This is a genomic window from Flavobacterium sp. AJR (genome assembly GCF_002156885.1).
Taxonomy (GTDB): Bacteria; Bacteroidota; Bacteroidia; order Flavobacteriales; family Flavobacteriaceae; genus Flavobacterium.
On record NZ_NCWQ01000018.1, the window covers coordinates 14,536 to 29,768 of the forward strand.

General features: G+C 33.8%; 13 protein-coding genes. 9 read left to right on the forward strand and 4 right to left on the reverse strand.

What is annotated here, in order from left to right; genetic code table 11:
* Position 1 precedes the first annotated feature (1 nt).
* A complete protein-coding gene (locus B8T70_RS06320; RefSeq protein WP_086894298.1) occupies positions 2-835 on the reverse strand; it encodes a hypothetical protein in 834 nt (277 codons plus the stop codon).
* 210 nt (positions 836-1,045) lie between these two features.
* Between B8T70_RS06320 and B8T70_RS06330 the strand changes: the two genes are divergently transcribed.
* The 6 genes from B8T70_RS06330 (at position 1,046) to B8T70_RS06355 (ending at position 8,514) form a co-directional block, all read left to right on the forward strand.
* Positions 1,046-1,927, forward strand: coding sequence for a PPK2 family polyphosphate kinase (locus tag B8T70_RS06330; protein WP_086894300.1), 882 nt, complete (start codon positions 1,046-1,048; stop codon positions 1,925-1,927).
* A 197-nt stretch (positions 1,928-2,124) separates the two neighbouring features.
* Complete coding sequence (locus tag B8T70_RS06335; RefSeq protein ID WP_086894301.1) at positions 2,125-3,582, forward strand: hypothetical protein; 1,458 nt, start codon at positions 2,125-2,127, stop codon at positions 3,580-3,582.
* Between the two features lie 96 nt (positions 3,583-3,678).
* The gene (locus B8T70_RS06340; protein WP_086894302.1) at positions 3,679-5,460 is read left to right on the forward strand and encodes a cytochrome-c peroxidase; all 1,782 of its coding nucleotides are present in this window, start codon (positions 3,679-3,681) and stop codon (positions 5,458-5,460) included.
* Between the two features lie 222 nt (positions 5,461-5,682).
* Positions 5,683-6,279: a porin family protein gene (locus tag B8T70_RS06345; protein WP_086894303.1), complete on the forward strand. Its 597-nt coding sequence runs from the start codon at positions 5,683-5,685 to the stop codon at positions 6,277-6,279.
* Between the two features lie 122 nt (positions 6,280-6,401).
* On the forward strand, positions 6,402-7,454 hold the full coding sequence (locus B8T70_RS06350; protein ID WP_086894304.1) for a sensor histidine kinase: 1,053 nt from the start codon (positions 6,402-6,404) through the stop codon (positions 7,452-7,454).
* Positions 7,455-7,800: 346 nt separating this feature from the next.
* Positions 7,801-8,514, forward strand: a complete 714-nt coding sequence (locus B8T70_RS06355; RefSeq protein WP_039117672.1) for a LytTR family DNA-binding domain-containing protein — start codon at positions 7,801-7,803, stop codon at positions 8,512-8,514.
* 2 nt (positions 8,515-8,516) lie between these two features.
* On the opposite strand, the gene B8T70_RS06360 is transcribed toward B8T70_RS06355, so the two are convergent.
* Both B8T70_RS06360 and B8T70_RS06365 read right to left on the reverse strand, forming a co-directional pair.
* Complete coding sequence (locus tag B8T70_RS06360; RefSeq protein ID WP_086894305.1) at positions 8,517-9,452, reverse strand: DUF6268 family outer membrane beta-barrel protein; 936 nt, start codon at positions 9,450-9,452, stop codon at positions 8,517-8,519.
* A 172-nt stretch (positions 9,453-9,624) separates the two neighbouring features.
* Positions 9,625-10,137, reverse strand: a complete 513-nt coding sequence (locus B8T70_RS06365; protein ID WP_039111264.1) for a hypothetical protein — start codon at positions 10,135-10,137, stop codon at positions 9,625-9,627.
* Between the two features lie 194 nt (positions 10,138-10,331).
* On the opposite strand from B8T70_RS06365, the gene B8T70_RS06370 reads away from it, so the two are divergent.
* The 3 genes from B8T70_RS06370 to B8T70_RS06380 are packed head-to-tail and all read left to right on the forward strand — an operon-like array spanning position 10,332 to position 13,972.
* A complete protein-coding gene (locus tag B8T70_RS06370; protein ID WP_086894306.1) occupies positions 10,332-11,717 on the forward strand; it encodes an MATE family efflux transporter in 1,386 nt (461 codons plus the stop codon).
* 27 nt (positions 11,718-11,744) lie between these two features.
* On the forward strand, positions 11,745-11,972 hold the full coding sequence (locus B8T70_RS06375; RefSeq protein ID WP_039111261.1) for a hypothetical protein: 228 nt from the start codon (positions 11,745-11,747) through the stop codon (positions 11,970-11,972).
* A 56-nt stretch (positions 11,973-12,028) separates the two neighbouring features.
* Positions 12,029-13,972: an LTA synthase family protein gene (locus B8T70_RS06380; RefSeq protein WP_086894307.1), complete on the forward strand. Its 1,944-nt coding sequence runs from the start codon at positions 12,029-12,031 to the stop codon at positions 13,970-13,972.
* Positions 13,973-14,010: 38 nt separating this feature from the next.
* Here B8T70_RS06380 and meaB read toward each other — a convergent pair whose 3' ends face one another.
* On the reverse strand, positions 14,011-15,129 hold the full coding sequence (gene meaB / locus B8T70_RS06385; RefSeq protein WP_086894308.1) for a methylmalonyl Co-A mutase-associated GTPase MeaB: 1,119 nt from the start codon (positions 15,127-15,129) through the stop codon (positions 14,011-14,013).
* Positions 15,130-15,233 lie beyond the last annotated feature (104 nt).

A 15,233-nucleotide genomic window follows, 5' to 3' on the forward strand; every position in this document is an offset into this window, starting at 1 on the left:
TTTAATTGTTTAGGGTTAATTTGTAAATTTTAGTTTCTAAAAGCTCAGTATCATTGTCTTCGCAAAGTAAAAACTCAATTTGATTGTTAGATTTTTTATAAAGTGTTAGTCCTTCAAATTTATTGGTTGAAGTGATTTTTTTGGTGTAGTCGATTTTCATGGTTTTTAAATCTATTTGCCCAATAAAACTACCTAATATCTCTCCATCGGCATAAGTTGATTCTGTATCTTCGGCTGTAGCCAAAAAGTAAATTTTATTATCTACAAGTATGGCATCGGTAAAACTGCTGCGAACTCCTTTTATTTTAGGTAGTTTATAATCTACAGATATAAGGCTGAATTCATCTCCCAGACTTTTGGCATGTATAGTAAATATGGAATTTTTATTGGTTTTTCCGTTTCCACGATTGAATAAGTACCAGTTTTCTCCATCAAAAATAGATCCTTCCAGATTAAAATCTTCGGGTTTTATTCCTGAGAAGTTTTGCATTACGGCATAAAAATCGGTTAAGTTGTTTGTAGTGATTTTGGTTTTTGATTTTACATCAAATTCGACCATTTTATTTCTTTGGTCGGTTGAGCCTGAACCGAAAATATACAAGGTATCGTTATGATGTGTTATAGATTCAAAATCGGGTTTTAGATTTTTTGCGATATTTTCGGTTGGATTTGTAATTATCTCATGCTTTTTTAAATCGGAATTATCGATGTTGTATTCGTATAAATAACCACTATTGTCGCCAATGATATATAATGAATTGTCTTGATATATAAGTCCTGATGCTGAACCGATCCCGATGATTTGGAATAGGATTTCGAGTGTGAATTTTTCCATGATTGTTGTTTTTAAATGTAGTTGTTTTAGCCCCGAGTGTAATGAAAATACTTTGAGAGGAAATTGTTGTTTTTTCTTGAAGGAACAGAGCGACCAGCGGAAGCTCCTGTTACTTTTTAGAAAAAAGCAATTTACTGAAAAGTATTGTAATGCAAAGCGGGAAAAAGCTGACCAAAAATAGTATATTTACTTTAATTAAAACGAGGAATTATGAAATCAATTGACCCGAAAAATTTTAAAGTTGTTGATAAAATAAAATTATCAAAAATCCCGACTTTGTTGGATATAGATGCCGATGAGAAAGAGAAGGAAGTGAAGCTGGATAAGGTTCAGGCCAAATTGAGTAAACTACAAGATGTGATGTATGCACATAATAGGTACGGCGTTTTGATTTGTTTACAAGGAATGGATACTTCGGGGAAGGATAGTTTGATTCGTGAAGTTTTTAAGGAATTTAATCCGCGTGGGGTTGTGGTTCATAGTTTTAAAACGCCTACTTCGGCTGAGTTGGAACATGACTATTTATGGAGACATTATCTTGCTTTGCCTGAAAAAGGGAAGTATGCGATTTTTAACCGTACGCATTACGAGAATATTTTGGTAACACGCGTACATCCTGAATTTATATTAAATGAGAATTTGCCTGGAATTGAGAAGGTAGAGGATATTCCGGAAGATTTCTGGAAGGACAGAATTGAACAAATTAATAATTTTGAGAAGCATATTACCCAAAACGGAACTATTGTTCTGAAATTTTATTTGCACTTAAGTAAAGAGGAACAACGCCAAAGGTTATTGCGCAGATTGGAGAAAGAAAAGCATAATTGGAAATTCTCGGTATCGGATTTAAAGGAACGTGGTCATTGGGATGAATATCAGCAATATTATGAGGAAGCAATAAATAAAACTTCGACCAAAGATGCTCCGTGGTATGTTGTTCCTGCAGATGATAAAGAAATGTCACGTTATATTGTAGCCAGAATTATTTGGGAAGTGATGCAAAAACATGCTGACATTAAGGAACCAGAATTGCCTGATAGTATCAAGGATAACATTAAAATGTATAAACAACAATTAGAAAACGAGTCTTAGAAATAAGGCTCTTTTTTTTGGTTTGATGTTACTGTAAGTTTATGAATGTTTTGTATTACTAATTTAATGTTAATTAATTTTAAGTTTATTGCGGTGTTTTGGTAGAACTATTGTTTTTTTGATAATATCTAAATCATTTTAAGTTAAAGAGTGGGGGCTTACTTTGCCAAAAAAATATAAACCAACTTAAAACTAAAATGAAAAGAATTATTTTACCCCTAATTATTCTGGGATCACTGATTACATCATGTAACAACGATTCTAAAGATCAAGAGGAAGTAGCAACAAATAGTGTTGTATTAAAAGACCAATCGGTTACGCCAAGTTTGTTAAAAGCTAAGGCAGGTTTTGAAAACTTAAAAATCTATTCTCTTTTTGGTTCTGATGATGTTTTTCCAGATAGTCCAAAATTTGTTTTTGGAGGTTCTGCTGATGGTTCTGGTTTGTTAAAAAATACCGATGGAACTTTTACTTTTTTAGTAAACAACGAAGACAATTTTGCAGTTTCTAGAATTACTCTTGACAAAACTTTTAAACCTACTAAAGGAGAATATTTGTTAAACTCTAGCGGAGGAACTTGGAGATTATGTGGAGCTACAATGGCTACACCTGCTGAGCATGGTTTTGGGCCTGTTTATTTAACTTGTGGAGAATCTGGAGAGGAATCTCGTACGCATGCATTAGATCCTAACGGAAGTGCTGGTTCGGCATCGGTATCTAAGGAATTGGCAGGTTTTGGTCGTTTAAGTGCCGAAAATGCTTTGCCTTTACGTTCATCTGCTTACAAAGGTAAAACAGTTGTTGTAATTGGTGATGATGACTCTGGAACTTACGGAGGTCAGGTTTTTATGTATGTATCTAATACTGTGGGTGATTTATCTGGAGGTTCTTTATACATGCTAAAAAGAAATGATGATAACCAAAGAGAGAAAGATATGGAGGTTAGTAAATCATATCCTGTTTCTTTTGTGAAAATTGATAATCATACTACGCTTACTGGTGCTCAAATTAATGCATCGGTTAATACATTGAAAGCGATTAAATTTGGTCGTGTTGAGGATTTAGATTACCGCAAAGGTGGTGGTACTGCTGATCGTGAATTGTATTTTAACGTAACTGGACAAAATACTACTGGAACTAACGCGGATGCTTCCAGAACTAAATATGGTAGAGTTTATAGATTAAATCTTGATGCTGCAGATCCATTAAAAGGAACTCTAGAGGTTGTTCTTGATGGTGATAACCGTACTGGAATTGCTGGTAAATTTCAAAACCCTGATAACATTTGTGTAACTAAAAACTTTGTTTACGTTCAGGAAGATGCTAATGGTTACGGAGACGAAACTCATGATGCTTACATTTATCAATACAACATTGCAACTAAAGATTTAAAAGTTGTAGTTGAGTTAGATCACCGTCGTACGCAAGCTGATGCTGCTAAATATAACGTAGGCGGAATGTCTCAATTTGGAGATTGGGAGTATGGTGCTTTAATCGATATTTCGGAGCAAGTTGGTATCGAAGATACTTTTATGTTGAGTGTACAGCCACATACTTGGACTGGCGATAAATACAAAGGTGTTGATGGTGGAACAAATCGTCCTAACGAAAAACAAGCAAGTCAAATCTTAGTACTTAAAGGTTTAGCGAGATAAATTTTTTAAGTAATTATAAAACAGCTATCCACTACTTCATATTGAGGTAGTGGTTTCTGTTTTTCTGAATATTCCTCTTTTAATCGGTATTAAATCATGAAAAAAATATATTGTTTGTTGTTTGTAATAGCATTTGTTGCTTGTCAGAAAAAAAACAAACATCAGGAAGTAAATGAATTGTTTAAAGCAGATATTACTTTATTAATTCAAAAAGTTGCCAAGCTTAAATATTCGGTTCAATCGGATTCGACCGAAGCACAAATCCAGAGGCAGTTTCTAGAAGCACACCAAAGCTATAAGAAAGTTGAAATGATAAGCGAATATTATTCGCCAACGGTTTCTAAAGCGATTAACGGTCCTGCTATAAGTGAGTTTGAAGAAAATGATAAAATTACAGTTCCACCCGAAGGATTTCAGGTTATTGAAGAGTTAGTTTTTCCTAAATATAATGCAGAAAGCAAAAAAGAGTTGGTTCAGGAACTGGGAGTTCTTGCGGCTAATTTAACTCGTTTAGAAAAAGTTTCGAGCACAAACGAATTAACCGATGCGCATGTTTTTGACGCCATGCGATTGCAAGTGTATCGCATTATTACTTTGGGAATTACAGGATTTGACTCGCCTGTTGTTTTCAACTCCATTCCCGAAGCATTGGTGTCTTTAGAAACTATCGAAAAATATTATCGCGTTTTTATAGAGGATAAGAAGGTTTCGAATGCCAAAGAAGTGCTTGATGTTTTTGAAAAAGGAAAGAAATACTTAAAAGCAAATACTAATTTCAATGCTTTTGATCGTGCTTTTTTTATCAGAGAAATTACGAATCCGTTGAGCAGAGGACTTTATAAAACTCAAACAGAACTAGGGATTCCGTTTATGACTGAATCTAGAGGTTTAAAACCAACGGCACAAACTATATTTGATAAGGACGCATTTGATGCGGAAGCATTTTCGGGATTTCCAGATTATAAAACAACACCAGAAAAAATTGCATTAGGGAAAAAGTTATTTAACGACCCAATTTTATCCGGAAACAATACGCGCTCTTGTGCTTCATGTCATCATGAAGAGAAAGCATTTACAGATGGTTTGGAACGAGCAGTTTCGCTAGACGGAAAATCGATGATTCAGCGTAATACACCAACACTGGCTAATATTGCTTTTCAGCGTGTGTTTTTCTCTGATTCCCGAGTGGGGTATCTAGAAGATCAGGCAGTTGCTGTTATAAAAAATGAAAACGAAATGCATGGTTCTTTAGAGAAATCTGCATTGGCGATTAAGAAAAATCCAAATTATGTAAAGGAGTTTAAAAAGGCATTTCCGAAAGGTGAAATAAATGAATTTGAAATAAAAAATGCTTTAGGATCTTACATTCGTTCTTTGAGTCATTATGACTCTAAGTTTGATAAGTATATGCAAAATAAAACAACATTTACAGCAGATGAAAAAGCAGGTTTTAATTTATTTGCTGGCAAAGCCAAATGCGCTACGTGTCATTTTATTCCGCTTACAAATGGAACAGTTCCTCCAAATTTTGACAAGTCAGAAAGTGAAGTATTGGGGGTACCAAATAAAAACAAAACGCTTGATGGTGATTTAGGGAAGTTTGTATTAACGCAAGCAGCCATTCATAAGTTTTCGTTTAAGACACCTACAATAAGAAACATAGAACTTACAGCTCCTTATATGCATAATGGGGTTTATAATACACTCGAAGAGGTTGTCGATTTTTATAATGATGGTGGTGGTATAGGTTTAGGATTTGACCTTCCTAACCAAACGTTACCCGAAGACAAACTAAATTTAACCGAAAAAGAAAAGAAACAATTAATTGCCTTTATGAAGACGTTGACGGATGAGAGGTATTTGGTGAGTAAGAAGTAAGATGATAGATTAGAAGAAGCAAGAAGCAAGATGAGAGAAGCAAGAAGCTAGGTGGATAGATGGTGGAGCTAGAGAAAAAACAACTTGTGCTAATTTGTGCAATTTGTGGCTAAAAAAAAGATTTCTGTCCGTTGGTCAAAAGAGTAATGCCGTTCATCAAACTAATTTTAATAGGGATTATAGTTTATGCTCCTTTGCATCAAATTAATAAAAACTATTATCATGAAAATTTACAAATTAGTATTGTTGACTACTCTTTTCTTATTAGGTTTAATTTCTAGCAAAGCAAATGCTCAATCTCCGTTACCGATTCATATAGGTATAAAAGGTGGAGCAAATTATTCAGAATTGCCAGTTTCGGATGGCTTTAGTTCTAAATATGCATCAGGTTATTTTGGTGGTGCAATGGCAAGATTTGATATTGGAAGGTTTTATATTCAAAATGAAATCTTATATAGTGAGAAATCTTCTAAAATTGAGACTTCTTTAATGGGGTCACGAAATGTAAAATGGAAAAGTATTGAGGTTCCCTTGGTTATTGGTTATAAAGTAGTAAATCTTGACGCTCTTAATGTGAGAGTTTTTGGAGGAGGAGTTTACTCTTATGTTATCGATGATAATATTACATCATTAAACCAATTAAAAGATTCATACAAGAAATTTGATAAGTCGAATATCGGATATCAGGTTGGAGCAGGAGTAGAGATGTGGAAGTTTACGCTTGATTTTACTTATCAAGGCGGCTTAAATAATATAAGCAAAGACTTTGACTCCAAAGTAAGTTCCTTTAATGTAAGTATCGGATATTTTATTTTATAACCTCTTTTTATAGTTAACTCAGAAGCAGCAGCAAAGAATCTTTTCGGTACTTTGCTGCTCTTTTTAGAAATATCGAGTTACTTTTGAATACTAATTTTCTCATATTACTTATTCTTTTTTAGATGAAAATAAAAAATAAAGATCAATACCATTGGATTTTTATAGTCTTTTTTTGGTGTATACTAGGTACTACTATTTGGGCACAAATGATTGAAGATTATGATTTCCTGGATGCTACTTATCAAGTTGTTTTGGTTTTGTTATGTTCCATTCTTTTAGCACATTTCCTCAGTGATGTTTTACTTCCTAATGCGTTGCGTAAAAATAAAATGCGCTTATTTGCAATGCAAGGCTTGTTTATAGTTTTGCTTTTGTCTTTTTGTTTGGCATTAATATATACAACTTTTTCAGATGTGTCTTTTAGAGCAAGATTATATCCTGATGAGGTTAATATGACTACACTTCATTTTTTATGGTCAAGGTTTTGTGGCAGCGTTCCAGCAGCGATTTTAATTAATGGTACAGCTTGTGGTATTCGATTTTATCAGGAACATAATGTTATCGAAAAAAATCATGCGCAATTGCAACAAGTGCATTTGGAAGCACAGATAAAGATTTTACAGGATCAAATTAATCCGCACCTAATGTTTAATGTGCTTAATCACATTCATATTTTGATGCAAAGCAATGTGAAATTAGCTTCGGATTTGTTGATACAGTTTTCGGATATTTTACGATATCAATTGTATGAATGTAATAAAGAATATGTTGCGTTGTATCTCGAAATCAAGTATCTAAAAGATTTGGTTTCGGTTGAAAAAACCCGATGGGGAGATGAGCTAGATGTAAAGACTAATTGGAATATCGAAGACGGACAGCTACAAATTGTACCATTGCTTTTGGTTCCTTTAATAGAAAATGCTTTTAAACACGTTTCGAGATTGCCAAACCAAAAAGGATATGTGCATTTATCTTGCGAACAAGTGAATAAGCAATTGGTTTTTAAAATAGAAAACTCCTATACAGAGCAATATAAAATCCCATCCAAAAGTCAGGGATTGGGACTTGAAAACGTACGTAAAAGACTGGCAATACAATACCCAAATCGACATGAATTAAAAATAAATAAAACCGATTCGGATTTTACAGTTGAGGTTGTTCTGGATTTAAAGTGATAAACATCAAGTAGGTTTTTACCGCAAAGGGCGCAAAGTTTTTACATACTGATGGTTTTATAAAAACGCAATCCCGAGGCTTCGGGAGCAAAGCTTTGTGTTGAAAGAACTCTGCGGTTAATTTTCTGCCACAGATTAAAAGGATTGAAAGGATTTTACAAGCTGTAGAAGTGGTAAATCTGCTTAATCTGCAAAATCTGCGTGCAAATTATCATTAAGTGATTCAGATTATCTGGCAAGATTGCAGATAAGCTTTGCGAACTTTGCGTAAATCTTTGCAAACTCTGCGGTTAATTTTCGACTATTTAGTCCACGTACCTAATTTTAAAATAAAAAAATATAAGATATGACCATGAAATGCCTTGTAATAGATGATGAGCCTATAGCTAGAAATGGAATTGTAGATTTTATTTCTAAGATAGATTTTCTGGAAGTAATAGGTACTTGTGCTTCGGCACTAGAGGCCACTTCGTACATTCAGGAAAAACAGGTAGACTTGTTGTTTTTGGATATTAATATGCCTTATCTCTCAGGATTAGAATTCTTGGAGTCTTTGGACAATCCGCCGTTGGTTATTTTTACCACAGCTTATTCCGAGCATGCTCTGGATGGATACCGTTTACAAGTGGTCGATTATTTGCTAAAACCTATAGCATTCCAGCGGTTTTATCAAGCTTCTCTAAAAGCGAAACAATGGCATCAAATGATTGGTTCTCCTAAACAATCACAACTAGATCCATATCTTTATGTACGCCAGGAAGAAGGATTCCAAAAGATTTCCTGGGTAGATATTTTATATATAGAAGGAATGCAAAATTATGCCAAGCTTCACTTTAAAGATAAGGTTCTTGTAATTCATCAAACCATGATTTCATTAGAAGAAACGCTTCCAGCTGAAATTTTCTTTAGGATTCATAAATCTTTTTTGGTAAACATTACCCACATCGATTCTGTTTCTGGAGGTCGTTTGTTTATAAAAGGACAAGAACTACCTATTTCAAGAACACGCCGCGAAGCATTATTGAAAGAGGTAGTATATAAGAATTTGTTAAGCCGATAATTTTAAAACTTCCATTTAAGAGCTAGAGCTCCGTAAAAAGTAGTTGTAAATCTTGGGTCGGCTAAATCTTTTTCTTTAAATATATCTTTTATTTTTCGGTTATTAGTCGAGAACGAACGAACGAGAGTTGATCCCACAGTAGGTTCAAATATCCAGTGCTTGCCCAGTTTTATTTGAGGTTTTATACCAGCAATAATTTGTTGATATCCCAATAATATCGATTTGCCGCCTACGTTGGTTTCTGCTGTCATTCCGCCTAACTCCAAAACAGCTTTTAGGTCAAAATTGTCAGACATTCGGTAGCCTAATTCCAGTCCTTCTGGGAAATTAACTTTAAAGTGAAAAGCACCTCGTGATTCCCAATTAAAATAAATTCCAGGAAGTACCATCGGAACACCAAAACTATTAGTAAGGACAGGCCCTAAACCAAGTGCTAAATTTGGATTGAATTGTTTAATGAAAAGAACACCTCCTTGAATCAACACATCATCTTTGTTAATTTCTTCCATATCGGTATAAACACCTACCGAAGCCATTGCTAATAAAGACCATGATTGAGAAATTGATCGTAAGTGTTTGACTCCGATTTGTGCATTTAAAATCTCTGTAGGAAATCCATTTGGTAATGCTTCTGGGAGAGAAGGGATGTCATAATTTTTATTTTCCATTTTAGCATAAGCTCCCTGAACGCCAATCGACCATAATCTAGGATGATTGTATTTGTCCATTTTTAAAGAAATAGGAACCTCCAGAGTAAGTTGAGCTCTTTTAAAATTGCTCTGTGCGTCAGTTTTAGAACTGTCTATTGGTCGAACGTAATTAGAAAAAGGAACATAATCAATTTTGGCTTCTCCAGATATGCCAGATTGTGCTCTTACCGAAACGGAAATCAATAGAAATAAGAACAGTAGTGATAGGTAAAAAACAGATTTTTTCATGATTTAAATTAAATTTTCCACGAAGTACCATGTTCCTCTCCAATCCTAAAAAAACGTTTGACTAATGGTTATTATCTGTTGACCAATGGTAAAATATGATGTATGTCAAATTGTATATAACTAAAAAAGCCTCTCTTTCGAAAGGCTTTTTATGAATGTTTTATATTTTGGTTTACAATCTAAACCCGTATGCCAATCGCAATGCAACCTGATTGGTATTAAATTTTGTGTAATCTTCATATCGTACACTTATGTCAACATATTTATTAGCATACCCAATACCTGGAGCCCATAAAAAAGTGGTGTCATTGTATCCGTTTGTCACTGCAAAACCTGCACCAACTTCTCCTAACACATAAAATTGATCTTCCCAAACAAAGGCTTTAAAACCAGCTTTTGCAGGAATGAATCCGATGTCTTTTAGATCCTGTTTGTTAACAAACAAATTAGTAAAACCTGTTGTTAAGGTTAATGATGTTTTCATAGACAAATCATACTGTAACCTAACATCTCCACCCAACGACCAGCTATATACTTTATTTGTTGGAATACCACCATTTAAACCAAAACCTAAACGGAAACCTTGGTCATAGTTTTTTATTTCGGTGCTTTGTGCCGTTGCAGATGTGTATATAATTGCAAAAACTGCAATTAATAGCATTTTTAAGTTGAATCCCTTTTTCATAGTATCAGATGTTTTAGTTTATTAATGATGTAAAAGTATATTTTGGGTACAAGGAGCATGTTATATAATTATTAGCTTTTATTATATAATATTGAGGTTCCTGATAAAATGAATAATAAATAGGGTTATAAATTGAATAATAGGGAAAGAATTGAAAGGTTCTAATTATCTTTGCAGACTTAAAAAAATATAGAGTGAACTTTTCTCAATATACAAAAGAATTTTCTTATAATTTAAAATTAGCATACCCCATAATACTAGGAATGGTAGGGCATACCCTTATCGGTATTGTCGATAATATTATGGTTGGAAAACTAGGAAGCACAGAACTGGCAGCCGTTTCATTAGGAAACAGTATGATTTTTATTGCAATGTCATTAGGAATCGGGTTTTCGACAGCAATTACTCCTATAGTTGCCGAAGGCGATGCTGAGAAGAATGACAAAAAAATTCGCAACGCATTTCATCACGGATTATTCTTGTGTACTATTCTAGGATTAATGCTTTTTGGAGTAATTGTTTTGGCAAAGCCAATAATGGAATTACTAGAGCAACCAGCCGATGTAATTGCACTTGCAAAACCGTATCTTGATTGGGTAGCTTTTTCATTGATTCCTCTAATCATGTATCAGGGATATAAGCAATTTGCCGATGGACTTTCGCTTACAAAATATTCTATGTATGCTATGGTTATGGCAAATGTATTACACGTAGGAATAAATTATCTATTGATATATGGTATCTGGATTTTTCCTAAAATGGGAATTGTTGGAGCAGCACTTGGAACAGTAATTTCAAGGATATTCTTAGTAATGTTCATGCATATTATGATATCTAGGAGAGAAGAATTAAAGCATCATTTTCAGAATTTTAGCTTTTCAGAAATCAAAAAAGAAACTATTAAAAAAATTATAAGCATAGGATTTCCTTCAGCGATGCAAATGCTTTTCGAAGTAGTGTTGTTTACAGCATCAATCTGGCTTTGTGGTAATATTGGTAAAACTAGCCAGGCAGCAAACCAAATTGCGTTGAGTTTAGCTTCGATGACCTTTATGTTTGCCATGGGTTTAAGCGTTACTTCGATGATTAGAGTTAGTAATCAGCGAGGATTAAATGATTTTAAAAACCTAGTTGTAGTTGCACGTTCCATCTTTTTACTTGCAATTATAATCGAAACTGTTTTTGCGATTCTATTTATAGCTTTCCACGATTTCTTACCGCATATCTTTTTGAATATGGAAAACGGAGGACAACTTTTAGACAATAACGAAGTAATTGCTATTGCATCAAAATTACTTTTAATAGCAGCAGTTTTCCAAATTTCTGATGGAATTCAGGTTGTTGTTTTAGGCGCTTTACGCGGATTGCAAGATGTAAAAGTACCTATGTATATTACATTTGTAGCTTATTGGATTATAGGATTTCCTATTTCATACTATTTAGCCGAATATACAGAGTTAAAAGCAGAAGGAGTTTGGATAGGTCTTTTGGCCGGACTAACAGCAGCAGCTATATTTTTGTATATTCGTTTTCATTACCTCACAAAAAAATTAATCAATAATTCAGTTTCAAATTCTTAAATTTGACACATAAAATCTAAAATAAAAATGGAATTACCTAAATTTTTACTCGGCGACAATACTGATTTTCCAGAAGATATCTTCATTATACATCTTGATTATCCAAGGTTTATCATCAATTTAAAAGATGATGAGGTTGAATTTATGGAAGAAGCTGAAGATCTTGACGAAGGCGAATTGAATGCCGAAATGGAAGGATTAATTGTTCTTGCCAATGAGTTTTATGATCGTGAGATAAAACGTTACGAAGAATAAACGCTCACAATTTAATTTAAAATATTTTTTTCAACACTTTAGAAATTCCTTATTAAATGAAAAAATTCGCTTTTTTAAAACCTATATTTAATTTTATAGCAATTGGATTACTGATAACTACATTAAGTCGAATATTTTTATTTTTTTTATTTAAGGAGCGAGTAGTTGAGACTCAGGACTATTGGTACATATTCCCGATAGGTTTGCGAATGGATTTGATATTGCTTTGTTATATGTCATTTCTACCAGCATTATTAGTGACTTTTTTGCCTAATAACTGCATCAAATTCACAAACAAATTTCTGGTATTTTATAGTTTCCTATTTCTGTTTCTGATTCTTTTTGTAGAATTAGCAACGCCAGATTTTGTAAAACAATATGATACACGTCCGAACAAAATCTTTTTAGATTATTTAATATACCCGAGAGAAGTAGTAGGAATGCTTCTTAAAAGTTATTTGGTTTCTATAATCGTAACCTTCTTAATTTTAGGAGTTGTAATATATTTTGCTTTCAAAAAAGGAAAAAAATATTTTCATACACATCCAGCCAATTATAAAATCAAATTAATTGCGTTTCCATTTGTAGCTTTTCTGTTGTTTTTTGGAGCACGTTCAAGTCTTACTTCAAAGCGACCAATAAATGCAAGTAATGCCGTTTTTTCTACAGATCAGTTAACAAACTGTTTAGGATTAAATTCATTTTACACAGTTGCTTTTGCAGCTTATTCTATCAAGAATGAAGGAAATACCAAGATGTATGGTAAAATGGAAGAAGCAGAAGCAATTGCTCGTGTAAAAAAATACATGACAGTGAATCCTGCTGATTTTACCGATCCGGAAATTCCGTTTCTTCATATTCAAAACCCAGATACACTTTTAAAAAGACCTTATAATTTGGTTATATTTTTACAAGAAAGTCTAGGAGCAGAGTATGTTGGGATTTTAGGTGGCAAACCATTAACTCCAGAGTTTGATAAACTTTCTAAAGAGGGATTACTTTTTACGAACTTATATTGTACAGGAACACGTAGCGTACGCGGAATCGAAGCTGTTGTTACAGGATTCCTGCCTTCGCCTTCAGAAAGTGTAGTGAAATTAGGAAACTCACAACAAGGATTTTTTACTTTGGCAGATGCTTTAAAAAGAAAAGGATACGAGACGAGTTTCATTTATGGAGGAATGGCCAATTTTGATAATATGGCTTCCTTTTTTAACGGAAATGGATTTCAGGATATTGTAGATCAGGAAGATTTTGATTCCGATGGACATAAATATGCATTTAAAGGAACTTGGGGATATTCGGATGAAGACTTGGTTGTAAAAGCAAACAATTACTTTAAAGGCAAAGGAGATAAACCGTTCTTCTCATTAATGTTTTCTACTTCTAATCACGAACCATTCGAGTATCCGGAAGGAAGAATTAAACCTTACGATAAGAAAGCTGCAACGGTTAATAACGCAATGAAATATGCCGATTTTTCGATTGGGAAGTTCTTCGAAATGGCTAAAAAAGAAGCGTATTTTAAGAATACTATTTTTATCGTAATTGCAGATCACAACACAAGAACATACGGAAAAAATTTAGTACCAATAAACAAGTTTCATATTCCAGCTTTAATCATGGGGCCAGGGGTTCCTAAAGGTAAAGCATATGATAAATTGGCTAGCCAAATTGATATTCCGCCTACATTATTAAGTTATATAGGTTCACAGTTTGAAACGCCGATGATAGGAAGAAATCTAACTAAAATAGGACCAGATGTAAAAGGAAGGTCAATTATGCAATTTAATGACATCAACGCATTTAGAGTAGATAATAAGGTTGTAATCATGCAACCAAATTTAAAACCATTGCAGTTTGAAATTAAAAACGACACTACTTTAGTTCCTGTTAAACTAGACGAAGAACTTGCAAAAGATGCTTTGGCACATGTTGTAACCGCGGGGAATTTATATAAAGAGAATAAATATAAATTAAGAGATATTAAGAAGAAATAGGTTCAAAGCCACAAAGTAGCAAAGGTTCATAGGTTTTCCTACTTAGTCCCTTTGTTGCTTTGTGGCTTTGTACCTTCCTTGTATAATTCCAACAAAATAGTAGCAGCTGCAAAAGGTGAAATTTCATCATTTTGCACTGCTTTTTTGTTTTTATCAAGTTCGGCTATGATTTCTGGGTGATTGTAGAAGTTTGTTTTTAATTGCTCATTAATTGTTTCCATCATCCAGAACTGGTTTTGTTCTTTTCTTTTTTCTTGAAAATAAAGACTAGCTTTTGCCATTTCAAAATAATCAAGAATAGTTTGCCATACTTCAGGAATTCCTTCATGAGTAATGGCGCTACAAGTGTTTACAGTAGGTTGCCATCCCGATTTTTTTAGAGGAAATAAATGCAAAGCCCTATTAAATTCAGTTTTAGCTAATCTTGCTTTTTTTATGTTGTCCCCATCGGCTTTGTTTATGATAATTGCATCAGCCATTTCCATAATACCTCTTTTTATACCTTGTAGTTCATCGCCAGCACCAGCAATTTTTAGCAATAAGAAAAAATCGACCATACTATGAACGGCGGTTTCGCTTTGTCCAACGCCCACGGTTTCTATTAATATGGTGTCAAATCCAGCCGCTTCACAAAGTATAATAGCCTCCCTTGTTTTGCGGGCAACACCACCAAGAGTTTCTCCAGATGCACTAGGTCTTATAAAGGCATTTTCGTCTTTTACCAATTCTTCCATTCGGGTTTTATCACCTAAGATACTTCCGTGAGAGAAAGAACTACTTGGATCAACTGCCAAGACGGCTAGTTTTTTTCCTAATCCGGTGAGTTGTTTGCCAAAGGCTTCAATAAAAGTACTTTTCCCAACTCCGGGAACACCAGTAATTCCTATTCGAACCGATTGATTGGCATGAGGCAAACAGGCATTAATTATTTCATTTGCTTTAGCCAAATGATTCGGATTAGTGCTTTCTATAAGAGTAATTGCTCTACTTAGTGCAGTAATGTTTCCAGATAAAATACCAGAAACTAATTCTTGTGCAGAAGGTTGAATTCGTCTAAAACGCTGAATTTGCTCAATTGAAGTTCCGCTGGTAATTTCAGGTTGCGAAATTCCAGGCTTTTCATTTAAACTGCTTTTTTGTTTTTTATGTGCTGACAAACTCTTTGCTTTTTAAAAGGTAAAAGTAATCAAAACAAAAACAGTTTCAAAAGTAGAAAAGTGCTTTCGAAACTGTTTTTTGTGAATTTGTTTTGTAGCTGCAA

Excerpts from the sequence above, each read along its gene's own strand:
- B8T70_RS06340 (WP_086894302.1), top strand. The coding sequence starts at position 3,679 with ATGAAAAAAATATATTGTTTGTTGTTTGTAATAGCATTTGTTGCTTGT.
- B8T70_RS06350 (WP_086894304.1), top strand. The coding sequence starts at position 6,402 with ATGAAAATAAAAAATAAAGATCAATACCATTGGATTTTTATAGTCTTT.
- B8T70_RS06380 (WP_086894307.1), top strand. The coding sequence starts at position 12,029 with ATGAAAAAATTCGCTTTTTTAAAACCTATATTTAATTTTATAGCAATT.
- B8T70_RS06355 (WP_039117672.1), top strand. The coding sequence starts at position 7,801 with ATGACCATGAAATGCCTTGTAATAGATGATGAGCCTATAGCTAGAAAT.
- B8T70_RS06330 (WP_086894300.1), top strand. The coding sequence starts at position 1,046 with ATGAAATCAATTGACCCGAAAAATTTTAAAGTTGTTGATAAAATAAAA.
- B8T70_RS06320 (WP_086894298.1), bottom strand. The coding sequence starts at position 835 with ATGGAAAAATTCACACTCGAAATCCTATTCCAAATCATCGGGATCGGT.
- B8T70_RS06375 (WP_039111261.1), top strand. The coding sequence starts at position 11,745 with ATGGAATTACCTAAATTTTTACTCGGCGACAATACTGATTTTCCAGAA.
- B8T70_RS06365 (WP_039111264.1), bottom strand. The coding sequence starts at position 10,137 with ATGAAAAAGGGATTCAACTTAAAAATGCTATTAATTGCAGTTTTTGCA.
- B8T70_RS06360 (WP_086894305.1), bottom strand. The coding sequence starts at position 9,452 with ATGAAAAAATCTGTTTTTTACCTATCACTACTGTTCTTATTTCTATTG.
- B8T70_RS06335 (WP_086894301.1), top strand. The coding sequence starts at position 2,125 with ATGAAAAGAATTATTTTACCCCTAATTATTCTGGGATCACTGATTACA.
- B8T70_RS06345 (WP_086894303.1), top strand. The coding sequence starts at position 5,683 with ATGAAAATTTACAAATTAGTATTGTTGACTACTCTTTTCTTATTAGGT.